Annotated in this window: 19 protein-coding genes and 2 pseudogenes; 7 read left to right on the top strand and 14 right to left on the bottom strand. The window is 70.8% G+C overall.

Translation table 11 applies throughout. The annotated features are described in order from the left end of the window. Nucleotides 1–251 precede the first annotated feature (251 nt). Nucleotides 252–1,289 carry a sulfotransferase gene (locus tag ACFXMG_RS11665; RefSeq protein WP_384338720.1) on the top strand — a complete coding sequence of 346 codons (1,038 nt, stop codon included), beginning with the start codon at nt 252–254 and terminating at the stop codon, nt 1,287–1,289. A 157-nt stretch (nt 1,290–1,446) separates the two neighbouring features. Next, nucleotides 1,447–1,659 carry a DUF6480 family protein gene (locus ACFXMG_RS11660; protein WP_383818866.1) on the top strand — a complete coding sequence of 71 codons (213 nt, stop codon included), beginning with the start codon at nt 1,447–1,449 and terminating at the stop codon, nt 1,657–1,659. 41 nt (nt 1,660–1,700) lie between these two features. On the opposite strand, the gene ACFXMG_RS11655 is transcribed toward ACFXMG_RS11660, so the two are convergent. Further along, nucleotides 1,701–2,102, bottom strand: a complete 402-nt coding sequence (locus tag ACFXMG_RS11655; protein ID WP_384338718.1) for a UBP-type zinc finger domain-containing protein — start codon at nt 2,100–2,102, stop codon at nt 1,701–1,703. A 303-nt stretch (nt 2,103–2,405) separates the two neighbouring features. Between ACFXMG_RS11655 and ACFXMG_RS11650 the strand changes: the two genes are divergently transcribed. The 3 genes from ACFXMG_RS11650 to ACFXMG_RS11640 all read left to right on the top strand — a co-directional run bounded on the left by ACFXMG_RS11650 (nt 2,406) and on the right by ACFXMG_RS11640 (nt 4,951). Next, the gene (locus tag ACFXMG_RS11650; RefSeq protein ID WP_383818870.1) at nt 2,406–3,446 is read left to right on the top strand and encodes an ATP-binding cassette domain-containing protein; all 1,041 of its coding nucleotides are present in this window, start codon (nt 2,406–2,408) and stop codon (nt 3,444–3,446) included. Further along, nucleotides 3,443–4,249 carry an ABC transporter permease gene (locus tag ACFXMG_RS11645; protein ID WP_383818871.1) on the top strand — a complete coding sequence of 269 codons (807 nt, stop codon included), beginning with the start codon at nt 3,443–3,445 and terminating at the stop codon, nt 4,247–4,249. Before ACFXMG_RS11650 ends, ACFXMG_RS11645 begins: the two co-directional genes overlap by 4 nt. A 345-nt stretch (nt 4,250–4,594) precedes the next feature. Continuing rightward, on the top strand, nt 4,595–4,951 hold the full coding sequence (locus ACFXMG_RS11640) for a Tn3 family transposase (RefSeq protein WP_383818893.1): 357 nt from the start codon (nt 4,595–4,597) through the stop codon (nt 4,949–4,951). Here the strand turns inward: ACFXMG_RS11640 and ACFXMG_RS11635 are convergent. Further along, the gene (locus ACFXMG_RS11635) at nt 4,930–5,226 is read right to left on the bottom strand and encodes a winged helix-turn-helix transcriptional regulator (RefSeq protein WP_383818872.1); all 297 of its coding nucleotides are present in this window, start codon (nt 5,224–5,226) and stop codon (nt 4,930–4,932) included. The two genes, ACFXMG_RS11640 and ACFXMG_RS11635, sit on opposite strands and share 22 nt — an antisense overlap. 272 nt (nt 5,227–5,498) lie before the next feature. Between ACFXMG_RS11635 and ACFXMG_RS11630 the strand changes: the two genes are divergently transcribed. After that, nucleotides 5,499–5,810 (top strand): EthD family reductase, encoded by a 312-nt coding sequence (locus tag ACFXMG_RS11630; protein ID WP_383818874.1) that lies wholly within the window; start codon nt 5,499–5,501, stop codon nt 5,808–5,810. Nucleotides 5,811–6,158: 348 nt separating this feature from the next. Here the strand turns inward: ACFXMG_RS11630 and ACFXMG_RS11625 are convergent, their stop codons facing one another. From ACFXMG_RS11625 to ACFXMG_RS11585, 9 genes are all read right to left on the bottom strand, one after another. Then, entirely contained in the window at nt 6,159–6,569 is a 411-nt protein-coding gene (locus ACFXMG_RS11625) for a RidA family protein (RefSeq protein WP_383818875.1), read from the bottom strand. 59 nt (nt 6,570–6,628) lie between these two features. Beyond that, nucleotides 6,629–7,330: a transcriptional regulator gene (locus ACFXMG_RS11620; protein WP_383818877.1), complete on the bottom strand. Its 702-nt coding sequence runs from the start codon at nt 7,328–7,330 to the stop codon at nt 6,629–6,631. Then, entirely contained in the window at nt 7,327–8,505 is a 1,179-nt protein-coding gene (locus tag ACFXMG_RS11615) for a pyridoxal-phosphate dependent enzyme (RefSeq protein ID WP_383818879.1), read from the bottom strand. The genes ACFXMG_RS11620 and ACFXMG_RS11615 overlap by 4 nt, the downstream gene beginning before the upstream one ends. Before the next feature lie 457 nt (nt 8,506–8,962). Continuing rightward, nucleotides 8,963–9,883, bottom strand: a complete 921-nt coding sequence (locus ACFXMG_RS11610) for a peptidoglycan-binding protein (RefSeq protein WP_383818880.1) — start codon at nt 9,881–9,883, stop codon at nt 8,963–8,965. Between the two features lie 32 nt (nt 9,884–9,915). Further along, the gene (locus tag ACFXMG_RS11605) at nt 9,916–10,869 is read right to left on the bottom strand and encodes a penicillin-insensitive murein endopeptidase (RefSeq protein WP_383818881.1); all 954 of its coding nucleotides are present in this window, start codon (nt 10,867–10,869) and stop codon (nt 9,916–9,918) included. Nucleotides 10,870–11,069: 200 nt separating this feature from the next. After that, on the bottom strand, nt 11,070–11,957 hold the full coding sequence (locus tag ACFXMG_RS11600; protein WP_383818883.1) for a hypothetical protein: 888 nt from the start codon (nt 11,955–11,957) through the stop codon (nt 11,070–11,072). A gap of 88 nt (nt 11,958–12,045) precedes the next feature. Further along, on the bottom strand, nt 12,046–12,468 hold the full coding sequence (locus ACFXMG_RS11595) for a hypothetical protein (RefSeq protein WP_383818885.1): 423 nt from the start codon (nt 12,466–12,468) through the stop codon (nt 12,046–12,048). A gap of 315 nt (nt 12,469–12,783) precedes the next feature. Then, the gene (locus tag ACFXMG_RS11590) at nt 12,784–13,872 is read right to left on the bottom strand and encodes an N-acetylmuramoyl-L-alanine amidase (RefSeq protein WP_383814568.1); all 1,089 of its coding nucleotides are present in this window, start codon (nt 13,870–13,872) and stop codon (nt 12,784–12,786) included. A 157-nt stretch (nt 13,873–14,029) separates the two neighbouring features. Continuing rightward, nucleotides 14,030–15,268 carry a helix-turn-helix domain-containing protein gene (locus ACFXMG_RS11585; protein WP_383814570.1) on the bottom strand — a complete coding sequence of 413 codons (1,239 nt, stop codon included), beginning with the start codon at nt 15,266–15,268 and terminating at the stop codon, nt 14,030–14,032. 333 nt (nt 15,269–15,601) lie between these two features. Here ACFXMG_RS11585 and ACFXMG_RS11580 point away from each other — a divergent pair, with 333 nt between their 5' ends. Then, a complete protein-coding gene (locus ACFXMG_RS11580; protein WP_383814572.1) occupies nt 15,602–16,348 on the top strand; it encodes a peptidoglycan-binding protein in 747 nt (248 codons plus the stop codon). A 172-nt stretch (nt 16,349–16,520) separates the two neighbouring features. Here the strand turns inward: ACFXMG_RS11580 and ACFXMG_RS11575 are convergent. The 3 genes and pseudogenes from ACFXMG_RS11575 to ACFXMG_RS11565 all read right to left on the bottom strand — a co-directional run. Next, a pseudogene (locus tag ACFXMG_RS11575) lies at nt 16,521–16,698 on the bottom strand (IS5/IS1182 family transposase); the annotation flags it as partial. 522 nt (nt 16,699–17,220) lie between these two features. Further along, nucleotides 17,221–17,712, bottom strand: coding sequence for a DUF4265 domain-containing protein (locus ACFXMG_RS11570; RefSeq protein ID WP_383814574.1), 492 nt, complete (start codon nt 17,710–17,712; stop codon nt 17,221–17,223). After that, nucleotides 17,688–18,375: pseudogene (locus ACFXMG_RS11565) on the bottom strand (IS5 family transposase); the annotation flags it as partial. The pseudogene ACFXMG_RS11565 and the gene ACFXMG_RS11570, both read right to left, overlap by 25 nt. Between the last annotated feature and the right edge of the window lie 240 nt (nt 18,376–18,615).

The following is an 18,615-nucleotide window of genomic DNA, read 5'->3' as shown; positions in this document are numbered from 1 at the left end:
TGGTGCGGTGACCCGTAAGGCTTGTCCCGTCGATCATGTCCTGAGGCAGGCGACGACAGCCGCTGCGAGGGCTGTGCCGGGGGATACGTAGGCGCGTATGGCGTAGCGAGTGGTGACAGTCGGGGATGTGATGGCGCGGCGCGGGTGTTTCGGCGCGGAGTGCGGCTGGGAGGTCATCGTCACCCACCCAATCCCTGCTTACTTATTGTTACGCTCCGATCGCCTTTCGGAGTCGTGCGTAGGAGGTCTGTGTGAGCATCACATTCATCGTGGGGTCCGGTCGTTGCGGGTCGACCATGGTGTCCCGCGCCTTGCAGGCCCATCCCGATGTGCTGAGCATGAACGAGTTCTTCACCTCGCTGGCCTGCAAGGGTGACGGTGCCTTTGAGCAGCGGGAGATCGACGGAACGGGTTTCTGGTCCATCCTGAGCGAGCCGGCCCGACCGCTCGACGCGATCGCCGCCTCCTCCCATCCCATGCCGGAACTGCTCTATCCCTACACGCGCGGACGCTTCCGGCCCGAGACCGGCGTGCCGGCCATCGCGCACATGTCCCTCCCCGCCCTGACCTCCGACCCGGACACCCTGCACGACGACCTCGCCGCCGTGGTACCCGGCTGGCCGAGTCGAACCCCGGCCGATCACTACCGTGAACTCTTCGCCGAACTCGGGCGACGGGAACGGACTTCCGTGGTGGTGGAACGCTCCGGGGCGTCCCTCGCCTTCCTCCCGGCCCTGCGCGTCATGTTCCCCGAGGCGCGTTTCGTGCACCTGTCCCGTTCCGGGCCCGCTGTCGCCATGTCCATGAGCCGGCACATCGGGTTCCGTACCCTGCTGTTGAGGAGGGAAGCCATGGGCCTGCTCGGGCTGACCTCTCCCTTCCAGCTCGGCCCTGAACACGCCGCACTTCTCCCGGATCACCTGGCCCATCTGGCAGGCGACGTGGACTGTGATCTCGTCATGCGCACACCCATCCCCCTGGCGGCCTTCGGACAGTTCTGGTCGCAGCTCATCACCCAAGGAGTGGACGAGTTCACCCAACTGCCGCCCGACCAGAGGATGTCCCTCGCCTACGAGGACATCCTCGACCGTCCTGAGCACCACTTCGGCCGCCTCGCGACCTTCGCCGGAGCCGAGCCCCACCCCACTTGGCTGCGCGACGCCTCCGCATCCGTCATCCGCACCGACCGCCGACCGGTCACCGACCCCGACACCCTCGCCGCCTGCGCTTCGGGGAACGCCGCGCTGGAACGACAGGCCCGGCTCTTCGAGCCCTCGGACGGCCTGTAGAGCGATCGGTGTGACTCCGCGCATGTGCATGCGGGTCCAGACCGAGGGTGGTCGCGTGGCGTGTTTCGATGCATGAACGACGCGGATGGTGGGCGGTCGGGGCGCGGGAGACCGTGGAGTGGAACGGCGTTCACGGCGTTCGTACCCGGGAGGCGTCATGGCTGACAGGCCCGCATCCGCATCCGTTCCCGTTCCCGCACCCGTTCCGCCTGAGGAAACACCTCCGGCCGAGGGTTCCACGTCATCGGCGCATCCGGAGCGACCGGACGGGGGTATGTGGGAGCACCCGGTGGTGTGGGTTTCCTTGATCGTCTTCGGGTCCGTGATGGTGGCGCTGCTGTTCGCGTTCCGTGTCGGCGGTGGACTGTGAGGTATCCGGGAGGCCGGGGGTCGCGCACTGATGGTGACCCGTCATTCGGTAGCGGTATGGCCATGCTGCGTCACCTCGATCAGGAAGAGCTCGTCCGCGTAGCACCAGGCCCACTTCTCCTCTGGGTCCAGGGAGAGTGCGACCGGGTGCCCCGACGCCGCGTGGTGGGCGTAGGCGTGGCGCCCCCGGGAGCTGTCACAGCATCCGACGTGACCGCACGTCGTGCACCAACGCAGCCTCGACCAGGACCAGCCCAGGGCGCGGCACTCCTCGCAGCCTTCGCCAGGCGGTTCGGCCGGTCGTGTCACGTCCGTGAGGTGGACACAGTCGCGGCCGGTAGGACGGCCGAGGTCGGGCGCCACCTTCCACGACCCCTCGATGTCGCCGGCGGGGCCGTCGGCCGCCGTGTTCCCGCGCCCCTCGCCCCTCGGAGCTGTCGTCATCGTCGCGCGACCTCGCCTCGCAGCAGAACCTTCCCCGAACCTTCCCCGTACGCCTTCTCTTCTGGCACCGAGGCGCTGATGGATGCGCGGCCTCGCCGCGTCCTCGGCGTGGCGTGCAGGCAGGACCGTCCCGGAACCGGTATCAGCCTTGTGCATGACCTACCTCGAAGGCGCCATCGACCCGCTGCGGCGCCGGGCTCCGGTGCCGTTTGAACCCCGCCCGACCGCGGCTGAACCCAGCCCGACCGCGGCGCCGGGACCCGTACACGCTATTCGTCCGCTACGGGAGGAGGGAGCACCCGCATGACCTCCTCGGACATCGCCATCTCGGCGGAGGGGGTGGTGCGCCGGTTCGGCCGGCTCGTCGCACTCGACCACGTCGATGTCGCCGTGCGGGGCGGGGAGATGTACGGCTTCCTGGGGCCCAACGGTGCGGGCAAGTCCACGCTCACCCGGGTTCTGTGCACGCTGCTCAACCCCTCCGCCGGACGTGCCACGGTCGCCGGGTACGACGTCACCTCGCAGGCCGACCAGGTCCGTCTGCGTGTCGGCGTCGCATTGCAGGAGGCCGCGCTGGACAACGGGCAGACCGGTGCCGAGATGCTCACTCTGCAAGGCCGCTTCTACGGCCTGTCGCGTGCTGCCACGCGCGCCCGAGTGGCGGAGCTGACCGAGCTCGTCGACATCGGCGAGGCGCTCGGTCAGCGCGTCGGCACCTACTCCGGCGGTATGAAGCGGCGGCTCGACCTGGCGCTCGCGCTCGTACACGATCCGGAGGTGCTCTTCCTCGACGAGCCCACGACGGGGCTGGACCCGGTCAGCCGGGCCCGGGTCTGGCAAGAGGTGCGCCGCCTCAACACGGAGCTGGGCATGACCGTGTTCCTCACGACCCAGTACCTGGAGGAGGCGGACGAGCTCGCGGACCGGGTCGGCATCATCAACCACGGCCGGCTGGTCGCCGAAGGCACCCCCACCGAGCTCAAGCGGGCGATCGGCACGGATGTCGTCGTCGTGACGCTCGAAGGGCCCGTCACCGAGGCCCTCCGCGTCCTCGAACCCCTCGACGTCGTCCAGCGCATCGACATCGCCGGCCGGACGCTGACCGTCAGTGTCTCCGACGGCCCCGCCGCGATCAGCCCGGTGGCCGTCACGCTCTCGGCGGCGACCGGAGTCGTCGTCAAGGAGCTCTCACTGCGACGGCCTTCCCTGGACGACGTGTTCCTTTCCGTCACCGGCGAGCGGATCGCCACCCCCGAGGGGGGAGTCAACGAGGACGCGGCACGCCCCCGTGATCTCGCCGCCCCGGTCGACGCCGACCCCCGCTCGTCCCAGGAGTCTCCATGACCGTCAGCGAGCGACAGGCCACCAGGCGGGTCGCACCACGCCGTGCCGGATTCTTCCGGGACCTGGCCTCCGTCGCCACGCGCGCCCTGCGGTCCATCCCGCGCGACCTCGAGACGGTGATCCCGGCGCTGGTCATCCCCGTGTTCTTCTTCGTCGTGAACACCGGAGCTCTCGAACCCGTGGCGGAGGCCACCGGCGTCGCCGACTTCCGGGCCTTCCAGCTTCCTGTCGCGATCGTCTTCGCGGTCACCGGCGTCTCGCGCGCCAGCGGGCTCGTCACCGACATCAGCAGCGGCTACTTCGACCGCCTGCTGCTCACTCCCATGCACCGTTCCGCCCTGCTCCTGGGCCTGATGGTGGCCGACCTGGCGCTGGTGATGGCCCTGTGCGTCCCGGTCCTGATCCTGGGCGCGGCCGTGGGAGTCGGCTTCAGCACCGGACCGCTCGGCGTAGTCGTCTTCATCGTCATCTCCGGACTGTGGGGCCTCGCCTTCACCGGTTTTCCGTACGCCATCGCTCTGCGGACCGGCAGCCCTGGAGCCGTCAACTCCTCGTTCCTCCTCTTCTTCCCCTTCGCCTTCCTCACCACCTCCTTCCTGCCGCAGGAAGCGCTGGCCGGATGGCTGGCGACGATCGCCGACTACAACCCGGTCACCTACCTCCTGGCGGCCCTGCGTTCCCTCCTGACCGACGGCTGGGTATGGGCCGCCCTGTGGCCGGGCTTGCTCGCGATCGCCGGCCTCGGCGCTCTGAGCTTCACCCTTGCTTTCGTCACGCTGCGGGGGCGTGTTTCGCGGGCCTGATGAGTCGTCGCGTCCGGGGTGGGGTCGGGTCGTGGGCGGGATCTGCGCCTGGGTGTCGCGCGGGCGTACTGGGGGCGGGGTGGTGGTCTATCGGACGGCTCCGATCGCAGGTGCCCTTCGCGCTTGGGCGGGTCGGGCTGGGCCGGCTTCGGGGCTGGCGGGAGGCGCACGCTGCGGCTGTGGGGGCGGCGACCACCACATGGTGCTGGAGACGGTCGCGTCGGTTGCTGCTCAGCGCAGCCCGACCTGTCGAGAGCATGGCCGTAGTCGGCGGGGAGCGTCGCCCCGCTTGCGGACCGAGCTGGGTCCTGGTCGCGTCGCGGTTCCGCCCCCTGATGCAGGTGGCTGTCTCCGTGCGGGAGGGCACGATCTCCTCCACGCTGCGGCCGGCCGGGTCAGCCGCACCGTGCGACTCCTGCGGTATCTGACGGGCGCGCCGCTGCGCCAGCGGGTGACTCCCAGTGGGTCGGCTTCGGCGACGGCGGGGTGATCGCCGACAACGACATTGCCGAGCAGGGGAAGACCGCGAAGTTCAACGTGCTGCTGTCCAAGGCGGTGATCTTCCATGACGCGCTCGACTTCGCCGAGATCGTGCGCCGGCCGCAGGCCGAGGGGACGGGCATCGGCCCGGAGGATCTGGCGTCCGTCAGATCACCGTTCCACCTGGTCGGGTGTGATCTTCACTTCTCCGTGGGCTCCTGATCGTTGTGTTCTTGCTCCTGCGCCCAGGTGATCGCCCATTCGTCGAGCGGACGGAGGGCATCACGGAGTGCTGTCCCCAGCGGCGTCAGCTCGTAGCCATCGGCCGAGGGGGTGATGATCCCGCTCGATGTGAGCTCGCGGAGCCGCTGGTAGAGGACGCTGGATGACAGCCCTTCGCACCGTGCCAGCAGCGCGCGGGCGCCGAGTGGACCGTCACGCAGTTCCCAGAGAATGCGCAGCGCCCACCGACGGCCGAACAGGTCCATCGCGGCCATGAGGGGACGGCCGGTCGTCGATCCACGAACCGGGGTTCCTGGGCGCGGTGTCGGCATGACCCTCCTTGTGTTTCGTTATTCGAAACACTAGCATCCACCCTGCGTTTCTGATTTCGAAACGAACTCGACGGGAGAACCGATGTCGCGGACAGCCCTGCTGGAACCGCCATGCACCGACCAGTCCGGCGCACGGCTCGCGCGCACGATGCCCAGGGACGCCCCGGGTCGCTACGACTGGGGCAGCCGACTGGCGTCTCTGGACGGAGGCCGTCATGCATAAGCTTGTTGTCCTGTATCCCGAGCCCGCCGACCCCGACCACTTCCGCGACTACTACGTGACCAACCACCTTCCGCTGGTCAAGAAATGGCCCGGCCCGCTGGCGTGGCGCTACACCTTCGACGTGGCGGCGCTCGACGGAGCAGCGCCGTATTTCGCGGTCTTCGAAGCCGACTTCGCTCACGCCGCCGCCATGGACGCGGCGCTGGCGTCGCCGCACGGCCGGCGGCTGTCCGCCGATGTCGCCAACTACGCCACTGGGGGTGTAGTCATCATCCACTATCCGGTACTGGACGGCACGGGCTGAGGCAGGCCGGTGCCCTCCGGGGCGCGTTCGGCCGACCGCTCAAGGCCAGGTCCGGCTAGCGACGGACACCAACCGGCGTACGGTCGCTGCTGCGCGGCCTGCACCTTGCACGCGGCGTTCCTCGGCCCCGGGTGGAGCTGGTACCCGTCCGCGACCGGTCGGCACTGCTCAAACCTCGGCAGGTTGACAGCCGAACGGGCTTCTCGGCTGTTTCGTGCACGGACCGCCCGACTGACGCACCGAGCCAGGGCCGGTCGAGACGATGACCGGCTCGCCGGAAGCGCGGCGGCCCGAACAGGAACGAAGAGTCCGACGGAACGCCGTAAGTGCCGGAGGCCACCGGGGGTTTCAGGCTCTGTGGCCCTGTATCACGGCCGCGACGGCCTGTACCTCGACGGCGGCGCCGTAGTGCAGGGCGCTCACGCCGGCGACCGCGCGGGCGGGGCGGTGGGAGCCGATCCATTCTGCGTAGATCGTGTCGAAATCGGGCCACTGGGCGATGTCGGTGACATAGACGGTCACGGAGATCAAGTGGTCGCGAGCTGTGCCAGCCGCGGCCAGGCAGTGGTCGAGGTTGCGCAGGACCATGCGTACCTGGGTGTCGAACGGCTCGTCCGCTGCGGGGGTGCCGTCCGGGGCGAGCGGGAGCTGGCCGGAGATGTGGGCGACGCCGTTGTGGACCGCTACGTGTGAGTAGTGGCCGCGTGGGGCAGCCATGGCGGTGCTGTTGGCAAGGCGGACGGTGGGGGAGTTGGGCATGGTCGCTCTTCCTGGGGCATGTCGCGGCCGGTTCTTGAGGGCGGCGTTCATCGGGACTGCTACTTCGTGTAGTTGTAGACGGTCGCCCGGGAGACACCGAGCTGGTCCGCGATGAGCTGTGCCGAACTCCGGGTCTCGAAGAAGCCCTCGCTGTGCAGCTGTCGCACCAGCTCGCGCCTCTGGTCACGGTTGAGACCGCGCGGGGTGCTGGAGCGCTCCGCCGCGAAGGAGTCGATGGCCGACCGGAGTTCGCGTCCGCTGCGGTCGCGCAGCGTCTCCAGGGCGGCCTCACCTTGGGGTTCGATGTTCGTGGCGACGAGGTGGGCCAGGGACAGGGCCACCGGGGACAGTGTGCTGATGTCCAGGTTCAGGCACAGGGCGGCGACGTAACGTCCCTCGGCGTTCTTGATGCCGATCGAGGTGCTCTTGGCGGGGCGGCCGTCGGGGAACCGGTTGCTGTAGTTCTGAATGACGCTGGGGTAGTCGGGGTCCGCGATGCGGCGCAGGCCCAGTTCGGTGGCGGAGTCGCCGACCTGCCGTCCGGACAGGTTGTTCTCGATGATGCGGATGGCGTTGTCAGGTCGGCGTAGATCGTGCAGGACGACCTCGCACAGACCGGGGAACATGCGCCCAACGGCGACGGCGATGCGCTCGGCTTCCCGGAGGAGGTGCTCGTCCTCCGACGCCTCGCGCTCGTCTTCGGGTCCGGCGGGCCCGGCCGCGCGGGGGCCGTCCGGCAGGTCGACCGGGTGCCGTGTCATCGCGCGCTCCTCGCTTCCTGAGCGCCGCCGCCGGGTCCGGCGAACACCGCGGCCATCGTTTCGGCCGACTTGAGCCCCGCACCGGTGAGCACGACCACGGTCGTCTCGTCCGGGGCGATCTCTCCGGTCGCGAGGAAGTGATCGAGGGTCGCCGCGGCGACGCTGCTGGTCGGCTCGGCGTACAAGCCTCGCGCGCTCAGTGCGCGGACCGCGGCGTGGATCTCCGCCTCGGGGACGGCGCGGGCGGCGCCGCGGGAGCGGCGGACGGCCTCCACCGCCTCGGGCAGCCGGACCGGGTGGGCGAGGGACGCGCCCTCGGCGATCGTCGGCAGCCGCTCGCCGCGGCCGGCCGGGTCGATGCCGTTGAACGTGTCGGCGATGGTCGCCCAGTGCTCGGGCTGGCCGACGAAGAGGCGCGGGCGCCTTTCGATCTGGCCGGCGTCGAGCAGTTCGCCGAACGCGAGGTCGCAGCCGATGATGTTGCTGCCGGCCCCGGCCACGAGGACCACGTTGTCGGGCGCGGTGAAGCCGAGGGACTCCCACATCTCGTAGGCGATGGTCTTGGTGCCCTGGAGGAACATGGGGTGCCAGTTGTGGCTGGCGTAGGTGATGTGCTCCGCCTGGCGGATCGCCTCGTCCGACACCTCGTCGCGGGTGCCGGCCACGAGCTCGATCTCGGCTCCGTAGGCGCGGGCCTGGAGGATCTTGGCCGCCGAGGTGGTGGCGGGAACGATGATCTTGGCGCGGATACCGGCGGCGGCGGCGTAGGCGGCCACCGACGAACCGCCGTTGCCCGAACTGTCCTCCAGTACGCGGGTGGCGCCGTGCGCCGCGAGGTGGGACATCATCACGGAGACGCCACGGTCCTTGAAGCTGGAGGTCGGGTTGAACCACTCCAGCTTGAAGTGGACGCGCCGCCCGGCCCAGTCGAGCGGGATCATCGGAGTGCACCCTTCGCCCAGGCTCACCCGGCGGGCGGCGGGGACGGGCAGGGCCGCCTGGTAGCGCCACAGGGACCGTTCGCCGGTCTCGATCTGCTCGGGACGCAGGCCCGGCAGCGCGCTGACGGCGAGAGGGCTGCCGTCCTCGCCCCGCCAGCGGGGGTCGTCCAGGCGATAGTGCTTCCCGGACCGGTCGTAGAGGTCGGCGACGGCCGAGTGATCTGCTGCGTTCATGGGCGCCTCGGGCCTCCATCGGTCCACGTGCTGTCGCTGGGGTCCACGGCCGACGGGCACCGCACCCTGCCGCCCACTCTAGACATGTTATCCAGATCTAGACAACAAGTCTAAGTCTGTCTCCCGAGCGTCGGTCGACGCTGGGCTTCACCGCCGGGGCGCTGCGGGGCAACGCGGCACGCCGAGGGCGGGGACCTGAAGCGGTGGTCGGACGCCGACGGGCCGGACGGCGAGCAGACCGGTGCGGGCGCCCCCCCCGGGGGGGGGGGGGCCCGGGGGAGCGCCTTGGGGGGACCGGCCCGCGCCCGGGGCGGGGGTTGGCGCCGGCCCCGGGGACGGGGGGCCCGACCGGGGGGGTCCTCTTCTGGGGGGGGGGCCCCCGCCGGGCGGGCCGGGGTCCCACCGGGGGGCGCCCCCCGCCGGGGGGGGGGGGCGCCCGCTTCTCTCGCCTTTCGGGCTACTGCCAGGCGCAGTGGACGTGGTTGCCCTCGTCCAGGGCTTCCGTCGCGCCGTACGCGCGGCAGGCGCTGACGAAGGTGGCGTTGCTGACGGACATGTTGTCCGCGTCGAACGCGATGCCCTTGTAGTGGTTCGAGTTCGACGAGTGGTCGCCGCCCGCGATCTCGGTGACCAGGAAGGTGTAGCCCCGTTCCGTGGCCAGCTTCAGCATGCCGTTGAGCATGGCCGTGGAGAGCCAGACCTCGCGCTCGCCGACGTCGCTGTAGTTGCTGGTCTCGGCGGTGGTGCCGTTCTTCGTGTCGGTGATGTTCGCCTGGGCCGTGGAGTCGGCGTCGACGACCCCGCTCACGTGGTAGGTGAGCAGGGAGATACGGGAGTTGGCGTCGATCGACGCTGCGAGCTGGGCGCGGCTGGTGCCGCCCCCGCCGCTGCCGGAGCCGCCGACCAGGGCGTTCCAGGTGTTCGGGCCCACGATGCCGTCCGCCGTCAGTCCGTGCTTGGACTGGAAGTCCTTGGCGGCGTTGGTCGACGCGGTGCCGAAGTCACCGTCGACGACGAGGCCGTACCCGTACCGGTTCAGCTGGGTCTGGGCCGCCCTGGCCGCGTTGCCGGTGCTGCCGCTCTGCACCGTGGCGACGAGCTTGGGCCAGGTCAGAGGGCCCACGGAGCCGTCGGCCGTGAGTCCGTTGGCGCTCTGGAACGCCGAGACCTTCGCTTCGGTCGCGGGACCGAACTGGCCGTCGGCCGAAGTCGCGTACCCGCGGTGGTTGAGCAGGTGCTGGATCGTCGTCACCTGGGCCCCGCTGTCGCCGTTGGCGATGACGGGCCAGGTGGCGGCCGAGGCGGTGTTCGGCCCGAGCAGGACGGCCATCATCGCGGCGATCACCGCGGCGACCAGCGCCGGGAAGCGTCTGCGCATGTCTCTCCTTCGCGTGCTGCGCCGGCCCCGCGTCAGCGGTAGCGGACGTGCAGGTGGTTGTCGTGGTTCGGGTACTGCGTGGTCAGGCCCTCGGAGATCAGCGTCGGGTCGTTGAAGTAGATGACCTCGATGTGCCCGGGGGCCGCCGCGCGGATCGCCTGCACGAGCCGGCGGGTCGCCGCCCGGTCGTAGGTGCCGGACTGCCAGGTGATCCGGCCCGCCGAGCACTGCGCGGAATCGGTGCGGATCGGCCAGATGTCGATGTCGAGCCCGACCTCGTGGCTGGCGTGGCCCGGGATGTCGCCGCCGTGCTCGAAGCCCGCGTCGCCCATCGGCACCTTGCCCTGACCGGTCGAGGCGAACGACGCGGCGGCGGCCTCCAGCTGGCCGACGGCCGCGGCGGTGGCCCAGTTCGCGGTCGCGTTGCCGTCCGGGTTCTGGTCGCAGATGTGGGTGAAGTTGACCAGCTCGTAGTGCCAGACCAGGTTGCGCCAGGTGTCGGGGCCGACGACCCCGTCGGCGGACAGGCCCGCGTGGCTCTGGAAGGTCTTCACCGCGGTGGCGGTCGCCGGGCCGAAGTCGCCGTCGACCGTCAGGCCCGCCGAACGCTTGGCGTTGAGCAGGTGCTGCACGGCCTTCACGGCCGGTCCGTTGTCGCCCTGGCGCACCGTGGCGACGAGCTTGCCCCAGGTGTTCGGGCCGACGATGCCGTCCGCCGTCAGGCCCTTGGAGCTCTGGAATGCCTTGACGGCGGTCGCCGTGCCGGAGCCGAAGACCCCGTCGGCGGCCACGGACTGGCCGTGCGCGCCCAGCAGGTACTGGAGGGCGACGACGTCGCTGCCTCGGTTGCCCGAGCTTTGCAGGTGGTACGAGGCTCCCGCGAACGCCTGGGCTGGGGTGCCCGTCTGGACGAGCAGGGCCGTGGTCAGGGCGAGGAACAGGGCGATCCGGGCGCTCTTCTTGCGCAGACCGGACGATCGGAGCATGGCGCGATCCCTCTCGTGTCGAATCGTGTCGGGCTCGGTTGCGATGGGTTACGGGTGCGGGGTGCGGGGTGCGGGGTGCGGGGTGCGGGGTGCGGGGTGCGGGGTGCGGGGTGCGGGGTGCGGGGTGCGGGGACGGGGGGGGCGGGTCACGTGCGCGGGGTGTGCCTGGCGCGTTCCCGTGGACGTCCTCGTGACGGTGCTCAGGGGACCGGGCGCCCGAAGGTCAGGCCATGCCGGTGCTCCAGTTCCCGGATGCGCGGCAGCAGGCCGCGTTCCAGGGCACGGAGTTCGTCGCGGTGCGCCGCCTCGAAGGCGGTGCGGCGGGCGGTGCGCAGGGGTTCCCGGATCGCTTCCACCGGGGCCATGCAGGAGGCGTAGGCCGCCCCGAGGCCCCGGTCGGCGCGGGCGGCCTCCGACCCGTCCTCGATGCCCTGGACGGTCCGGTCGACGAGGGCGAAGAAGCCGTCCTCGTCCTCGACCTCGACGCCGTACCGCGTGAGGCAGCCGGGCAGGGTCCGCAGGGCCTCGATGGCCCGCGGGTCGTCCCGGACCGCCGCGACCTCAGGCCACCACAGCGACTGGAGGGGCGAGTACAGGTCCTTGAACTCCTTGCTCGCGGCGCGGCCCTCCGTCTCGCAGCGCTGCTGCGCGGCCCGGTCCGTCCGGCCCGCCGCCCGGCCACTCGGGGAGGCCGACGGCAGGGCGGGCACGCTCATCGTGAGGCCGTGCCGCCCGATGAAGCCCAGGTCGGGCAGGTCGGACCAGCCGATGTACGCCGGGGGCGGCGCCTCGGGGAGCCGCACGTCCGCCCGCTCCGCGCACTCCTGGAGCCGGGCGTGGCCGACCAGTTGGGCGAAGCCGTCGAGCCCCTGGGTCAGCCTGGTGTCCGTGCCGGTCGCGGGCAGCACCATCGCCGTCAGGTCCCGCTCCGCCGGCAGGCCCCGCGCCACCGTCGGCGGCCGTACGGTGCCCGACGCCGTGGGGAGGGGCGCCGCGGAGAGGCCGGGCGCGGCGCCCCCGCAGCCCGTCAGGGCGCCCGCCGCGATGACGGCGCCCAGGACCGCCGCGGTGATCGGCCTCTTCTTCACAGCGTCTCGTGCCTCTCGGTTGTCCGGGCGCCGCGGGGCCGTCGTGCCGGTGGCCCCGCGGCGTACTGCCGATCCGTCGGGGAGTGGGTCAGTGGGTGATCCGGACCGTGTCGCCGCCGTCGTACAGGCTGGCGACGCTGAACTGGGTTCCGGCGGAGAGGCCGGTCACCAGCCAGTACTTCGAGTCGTTGACGCTGTGGGAGCCGTCGTACGCCAGGACGTACCGCTTCGAGCCGGTCACCCAGCCGGACGACTTCCTGTAACGGCCGGCGTACTCGTCGTAGGTGCGGGCGCCGGCGTTGTACGAGTAGGTCAGGTTCAGGTCGCCGCAGCCACTGGATGCCTTGGTGGCGATGGTGCCCTGCGACTCGTACGCACCGGTGGTGAGGGTGGTGACCGTGCACGCCTGGGCCGCGGCGGACGCCGCCGGGGCGAGCGCCACGCAGGTGGCGGCGACACCGGCGAGGGCGAGGGCACCTGCGGTGAGGGTGGTGCTGCGGATGCGACGCATGTCGTGACTCCTGTGGTCGGACGGGTGGTGGGGATGGGTGGTGCGCGAGGGGCCGGTTCCGGCGCGCCGCCGTTTTCGGCCCAGCGGAATCCTGACCATGCCGACCGGCGAATGCGTAGGTCCCGTCGCCCACTCGGGACACTCCCGGGACGCGGGCCCACCGGGACCCGCGGGAGGGGACGCGAGGGGACGGGACGGGAACGGGGGAGGGACGGGGAGAGACGGGCAGCGGGACGCCAGAAGACGGGGTACGGGAGAGGGGGGTGAGGCGGTCTCCCGCCTCACCCCCCTCCCCCGTACCGGGACACCGGCCACTCAGGCCAGCAGCCGGCTCCAGGTGCGGGCGTCCGCCACGCCGTCGGCCGGCAGGCTCGCCGAGGTCTGGAACGCCCGCACCCCCGCCTCGGTGCCCGAGCCGAAGCTGCCGTCGACGACCAGCGTCTGACCGCGCGCGTTGAGCTGGCCCTGCAACGCCTTCACCGCGTCGCCCTGCGCTCCGCGCGCGAGCGGGTTGGCGAGCTGGTGCCAGGTCTGGTTTCCGGCCACGCCGTCGACCCCGGCCCGGTTGGTCGTCTGGAAGGCCCGCACCGCGCTCTCGGTCGCCGGCCCGAAGGAGCCGTCGGCCACGACCGTGGCGCCACGGGAGTTGAGCAGGTACTGCAAGGACCTGACGCGCTCGCCCGAGTCGCCGAGCCGCGCCACCGGCCAGCCGCCCCACGCCGGGCTGCCGCCGATCCGGGCGCCGACGTCGGCCCTGAGCTGCGGCAGCAGCGCGTACAGCCGGTCGCCGGGGCACTCGGTGTTGTTGAAGTCCCGGTGCCCGAAGATCTGGTAGGCGCGCAACCCGTACTGGGAGCAGATGTACGCGCAGAGGTCGACCAGCTTCGCGTACTGCGCCGACCGTGGGTCCACCGACGTGTACGTGCCCTCGTTCTCGATGCCGACGGCGAAGGTGTTCTGGCCGGTGCAGTGCGCCGACTCGACCTGCTGGGTACCGGCGGCCAGCGCGGCGACGCTGGAGTGCCGGCCCTCGGTGATCCAGCCGCCGCGGCTGATCGTGAAGTGCTGGCCGGTGTCGATCCATCCCCGCGCGTCCATGTGGTGGGCCTGGATCGACCGGGACAGCTCGAAGGCGTGCGCCTGCGAGTAGTCGGTGCTGTTCGGGGTCGCGGTGTGATGGACGATGATCTTCTGCGGCCCGGTGGCCAGCAGCTTCACCGGGGTACTCGGCTCGCGGGCGCCCCAGGCCGCACACCCGGAGATCACCGGTCCGGCGAGCACGGCCCCCGCGGCGGCGCGCGCGGTCCCCGGCAGCGCGGTCCCCAGGACCGCTCCGGCACCGAGGGCGAAGGCCCCGGACAGCAGCGCGCGCCGTCGCGGACGCGGCATCGACAGGTCGCTCATCGTCTCTCCCCATGCGTTCGGCAGCCACCCCGCACCACGCGGAGCAGCGGCCGAATGCTATGAGCAACCCCCCTGTCCCATCAGTGAGTCCCGCACCTCGGACTTGGGCGCGTCGGCTTCTCGGGACGCCCCGGGATCCCGCCCGGGCGTCGCCGCCTCAGGGCTGAGGGGCGTCCTGCGAGGGGTCGCACTCCTGCTCCTTGGCCTTCGGGATCACCCCGCAGATGGAGATGCTCGAAAGGGGGTACTCGGCCACCGACAGCATCCGCGTGTAGGTGTCGCGATCCACCCGGATGGTGGAATCCTCCGTCCGGCTGCCCTGGTCGGTGATGATCACACCGTCGCCGATCGCCCCGTTCTCCAGCCGCCCCCAGACCGCCTGGCAGGCGGCGCTGTGCCGGAGCTGGATCCGCAGCCCGCGCAGGTAGAGGAGCCGGACGGTCTTCGCGTCCCACTGGCAGTTCATCGTCTGCGGTTCGCGCCCGAGGCACGACTCCCCGGAACAGCCGGGCAGGGGGTGGTCGGACTCGGCGCCGGGCGTGCGCTCGGCCGCGCCCTGGGCGATCACCCCCGAACTCTCGCCGCTGGCCGTCGGCTTCCCCGCGTCCGACCGCGCGCCGTCCGGAGCGGACTTCACCCCGAGGACGGCGATCACGATCAGGGCGCCCACGACCGCGCCGATCGCCATGTGGACGAGCGGCCGCACCCGTCCGGTGGGGCGGGGCCCGGGCCCGGCGGCGCGGTCCGGATCGGGCGCGGCGCCGGTGGCTGTGGCCGCGCCTCCGGAGGGCTCCGCGGCCGGACCGGCCCCGGCCCGCGCGGACCCGTCGGCGCCGTCGGGCTCCCGGGACGAGGCGGGCGCGCCACCCGGCGCGGGCCGCTCCTCCCGTACGGGTCCCCTCTCCGGTATGCGTTCCCCGTCCCGTACGGGCTTCCCCCGGGCCGCCGGCTCCTCCGGCCCCGGCTCCGTCGCGCCCCGGCCCTCGTCCTGCCCCTCGTCCAGGCCCTCCGGACCCAGGCCGTCCGTCCCCTCTCGCTCTCCTCGCTCTCCCCGCGCCGGCTCCAGCTCCCCCTGGACCTCTGGCCCGGCTCCCTCGCGTCTGCTTCTGCGGGCCAGCTTCTCGGCGTGTTCCCAGAGAGCGATCAGGGGCGTGGGGTCCTGTCCGACCACGTCCGCGAGCTGCTGGATCGCGGCTCGGCTCGGCCACTGCTTTCCGTTGAGGAAGCGCTCCCAGGACGAGCGGCTGTAGTGCGTCCTCTCGGCTAACCGGCCGTAGCTCAGACCGAACTCCTCCTTGATTTGACGCATCCCCGCCAGGATCCCTTCGCGGACGGCCCTGAGCTCGGCGTCCCGCCGACGCCGCTCGTCCCGGGCCTGCTGCTCGACAGCGGTCATTCGAAGCCCCTCCCCGTGTTGAACACCCCTTGGAAGTAAGGGAGTTCATGAACAACTTGCCGCTACCTGCGGCAGGACTTTGTCACACCGGGACACCCGTGACACGGCGGACTCACAGACCTCCAGGGCTCGCGTGAGTGATCTGCGCCACAAACGGCCGCATGGCACGAGTCGTCCCGCCCCATCCCGTCCCGCACGCCCCCCGGCGTCCCGCGCGTCCCGGGCCCGTCCCGGCCCCGTCCCGTATCGCTCGCGAGAGGCTCCGAAGCAACCGTCCCGGCAGCACCATGACTTCGGCCGCTCCCCGATCCACCGCGAAGACAAGGACTCCGAGTGATACCCACCCGAACGCCGGACCTCCGGCGTCGCCTGCCGCTCGCCCAGGCGGCGCTCGTGCTGGCCGCCGCCCTGCTCGCCGTGCTGGCGCCCTCCCTCCCCGCGCACGCTCTGGACTCCACCACCTGGATCCAGCGCAACCTCGCGGGCATCGGCTATCTGCCGGCCGGCGGGATCGACGGCGTCTACGGCGCGCAGACCACCGCCGCGGTCCGCTCCTTCCAGCAGGACAACGGGCTCGCCGAGGACGGCGACTACGGCAGCCGCACCGAACTCGCCCTGCACAACAAGGTGAAGGAGGTGCAGCGCAAGGCCGGTGCCACGGCCGACGGCGCGTACGGCGACGGCACCAAGTCCAAGGTGACGTCCTGGCAGCAGGCGAACGGCCTGTCCGCCGACGGTGTCGCGGGCCCCGCGACCATGAACGCGATGCGGGTGGCCCGCACCGTGAAGATCACCGCACAGTGGAAGATCACCGAGCACGGCTGGTCCGTGAGCGGCCAGTTCGGCTGCCTCGACAACCTCTGGATCCGTGAGAGCACATGGAAGGTGTACGCGAAGAACCCCTCGTCCGGCGCCTACGGCATCCCGCAGTCCCTGCCCGGCGACAAGATGTCCGCGGCGGGCCCCGACTGGCAGACCAACCCGGCCACCCAGATCGAGTGGGGACTCGACTACATCAAGTCCCGCTACAGCACTCCGTGCGGGGCGTGGTCCTTCTGGCAGTCGCACAACTGGTACTAGGAAAGCGCGAGTTCACCACGACATCGGCATCCGGCCTGTCCCGCCGTTCACTGCCGCGCAGCGGCGCCGGTGCGGCGCCGAGCCGCTTCCAGGCGGCGTAGGGCTCTCCGCCGACGGGGTGGCCGGGCCCCAGACCTTCAGCCGACTTCTCCGGGTTCCAGAGCAAGGACGGCCAGTAGGCCGTGACCAGCAACACCCGATCCTCCAGCGGCAGGCTCCATGGCCGGGTTCGGCGAACCGCGTCAACCCCCTCGTGCGCAGCTGTGCCACCAACGTGCCGAAGGAGCGGGGGCTCAACCGGTGAACGGGGCTATCCAGGAGGGCTGCGACGCCGTGATCACACCAGCCACGGCGGGAGCCTCACACGGTTCTCGGCGTGGGCTGGTGTGTTGATCACTTGCTGGACAGGCGAAGGTCGCCGGACCAGGTCTCACACCCGATACGACCGGAGTCGAAGGCGATCTCCAGCGCGATCCGCCCGTTGTCCGGGACACTTTCAACCGCTTCGACTCCACGCCTCGACCGTACCGTCAGGCCAACCCCCAGCTCACGTCCTTATGCGGGACAGCCCTTAGGCAGCGGACCACTTGGTACGACCTGGCTGTCGAGCGCTCCAAGGAGGCACCTGACCCGTGGAAAACCCCGGGTCAGGTGCCTTCCTTCGTGCCCCTAGAAGAAGCCGAGCTTCTTCGGCGAGTAGGAGACCAGGAGGTTCTTCGTGTGCTGGCGGTACAGGGACTGCACCACGGATGACCTGCTGGGCGCCCGTCTCTAAGAACTCCTAACGGAATGATCTTTCGCGTCAGGAGTCGATCTCCCAGTGGAGGGCGCCGGCCTGGGCAAGGGGTTCCAATGCCTCGGCGAAGGGCGCCTCATCCGTTCCAGGGGGGGAGGTCCATGGCAAGGTAGGTGCCCTGGAGCCACTCGTGTGGCAGGTCGGCGTCGACAGCCTTGCCGTGCAGGAGCTCGTGTATCTGGTCTCGGTCTGCGTGTTCCACGACGAGTGCGACGCGAAGGGTCCGGTGGCCGGACTTTCGCACGACCCTGGTCAGCAGGTGGTTGCTGTCGATGGCTACGACGTCGCGGTAGCAGATTCCGTAGGTGAAGAACGGCAGACAGGCCACCTCGAATGTGTCCTCGGTGAGCTGGCGGGTCCACAGTTGCTCGCGCCAGCCGTCCTGCCGGTCCGAAAGGTCGGCGTGGATGATGTAGTTCGTGGGGCCCCGTCCGATTGGATCCTCGTGCGTGATGATGGTGATGGGGTGCCTCCCGGAGCTGGGTTCCGACTCCCAGATCCTGCAACAGCTGCCTCGGCCTCGATGCAGCGGGGCGCGTTCAGACGTCGCCAGCAGATCAGTGCGCATCCGAGGGTGAGGAAGGCTTCGTGGATGTCGTCGCGGATCTCCCTGCGCATCCACAGGCGACGGAACCAGTGCAGGTGGGCGAATGCGCGTTCCACGACCCAGCGTTGGGCGCCCAGCCCGGAGCCGTGTTCGGTGCCTCGGCGGGCGATCAGCGGCTTCACTCCGAGGTCCCAGACCAGGCAGCGGTACTTGTCGTGGTCGTACCCGCGGTCAGCGAGGACGACGTCCGGGCGCCGCCGCGGACGGCCGCGCTTGCCCCGCACGGGCGGAACGGCCTCCAGGAGCGGGATGAGCTGGGTGACGTCGTTGCGGTTGCCACCGGTCAGCGCGACGGCGAGCGGGATGCCGGTGGCGTCGGTGATCAGGTGATGCTTGCTGCCCGTCCTGCCCCGGTCCACAGGGCTTCGTCCCGTCTTGGGACCCCTTTTAGCGCCCGTCGGCCAGCCGACGCCGGCACGTCATGCCCGAGCCGAAACCGAGCTCCTGCGGAAGGTGTTCCCAGGGGATCCCGGTGTGCGGCACGAACAGAATGCCCTGGAACACCAGACGGTCCGGATGCCGCTTGCGCCCGGGATAGCGAGTGCGGCGCTCAACCTTTGGCAGCAGCGGTTCGATCACCGCCCACAGCTCGTCCTCGACATGCCACGGCTTCGGCCGAGCCACCCCACACCTTCGGATCGTCACTTCCGGAGCGATCCAACCACCTCGAAGATCATTCTGTTAGGAGTTCTCAGGAACAGGAAGGTCACGAACGGTGTCATCGAGTGCCAGGAGCGTCCTATTTGCGGCGTCAGGCTCGCGGCACCGCCACGATCAACTACACCTAGGCACCACGGCCCGCCCCAAGGGCGCGAACCCGGATGGGCACTGGTGCGCAGCGAGGCCCACACCCTCGCCGCGGGC

Origin of the sequence: Streptomyces sp. NPDC059201 (assembly GCF_042754585.1) — a bacterium.
Classification (GTDB): domain Bacteria; phylum Actinomycetota; class Actinomycetes; order Streptomycetales; family Streptomycetaceae; genus Streptomyces.
This window is presented reverse-complemented; position numbering and strand designations above follow the sequence as displayed.

Coding starts and splice junctions, on each gene's coding strand:
- ACFXMG_RS11660 (WP_383818866.1), top strand. CDS start 1,447: ATGGCTGACAGGCCCGCATCCGCATCCGTTCCCGTTCCCGCACCCGTT.
- ACFXMG_RS11655 (WP_384338718.1), bottom strand. CDS start 2,102: ATGACGACAGCTCCGAGGGGCGAGGGGCGCGGGAACACGGCGGCCGAC.
- ACFXMG_RS11650 (WP_383818870.1), top strand. CDS start 2,406: ATGACCTCCTCGGACATCGCCATCTCGGCGGAGGGGGTGGTGCGCCGG.
- ACFXMG_RS11645 (WP_383818871.1), top strand. CDS start 3,443: ATGACCGTCAGCGAGCGACAGGCCACCAGGCGGGTCGCACCACGCCGT.
- ACFXMG_RS11635 (WP_383818872.1), bottom strand. CDS start 5,226: ATGGCCGCGATGGACCTGTTCGGCCGTCGGTGGGCGCTGCGCATTCTC.
- ACFXMG_RS11630 (WP_383818874.1), top strand. CDS start 5,499: ATGCATAAGCTTGTTGTCCTGTATCCCGAGCCCGCCGACCCCGACCAC.
- ACFXMG_RS11625 (WP_383818875.1), bottom strand. CDS start 6,569: ATGCCCAACTCCCCCACCGTCCGCCTTGCCAACAGCACCGCCATGGCT.
- ACFXMG_RS11620 (WP_383818877.1), bottom strand. CDS start 7,330: ATGACACGGCACCCGGTCGACCTGCCGGACGGCCCCCGCGCGGCCGGG.
- ACFXMG_RS11615 (WP_383818879.1), bottom strand. CDS start 8,505: ATGAACGCAGCAGATCACTCGGCCGTCGCCGACCTCTACGACCGGTCC.
- ACFXMG_RS11610 (WP_383818880.1), bottom strand. CDS start 9,883: ATGCGCAGACGCTTCCCGGCGCTGGTCGCCGCGGTGATCGCCGCGATG.
- ACFXMG_RS11605 (WP_383818881.1), bottom strand. CDS start 10,869: ATGCTCCGATCGTCCGGTCTGCGCAAGAAGAGCGCCCGGATCGCCCTG.
- ACFXMG_RS11595 (WP_383818885.1), bottom strand. CDS start 12,468: ATGCGTCGCATCCGCAGCACCACCCTCACCGCAGGTGCCCTCGCCCTC.
- ACFXMG_RS11590 (WP_383814568.1), bottom strand. CDS start 13,872: ATGAGCGACCTGTCGATGCCGCGTCCGCGACGGCGCGCGCTGCTGTCC.
- ACFXMG_RS11585 (WP_383814570.1), bottom strand. CDS start 15,268: ATGACCGCTGTCGAGCAGCAGGCCCGGGACGAGCGGCGTCGGCGGGAC.
- ACFXMG_RS11570 (WP_383814574.1), bottom strand. CDS start 17,712: ATGCGCACTGATCTGCTGGCGACGTCTGAACGCGCCCCGCTGCATCGA.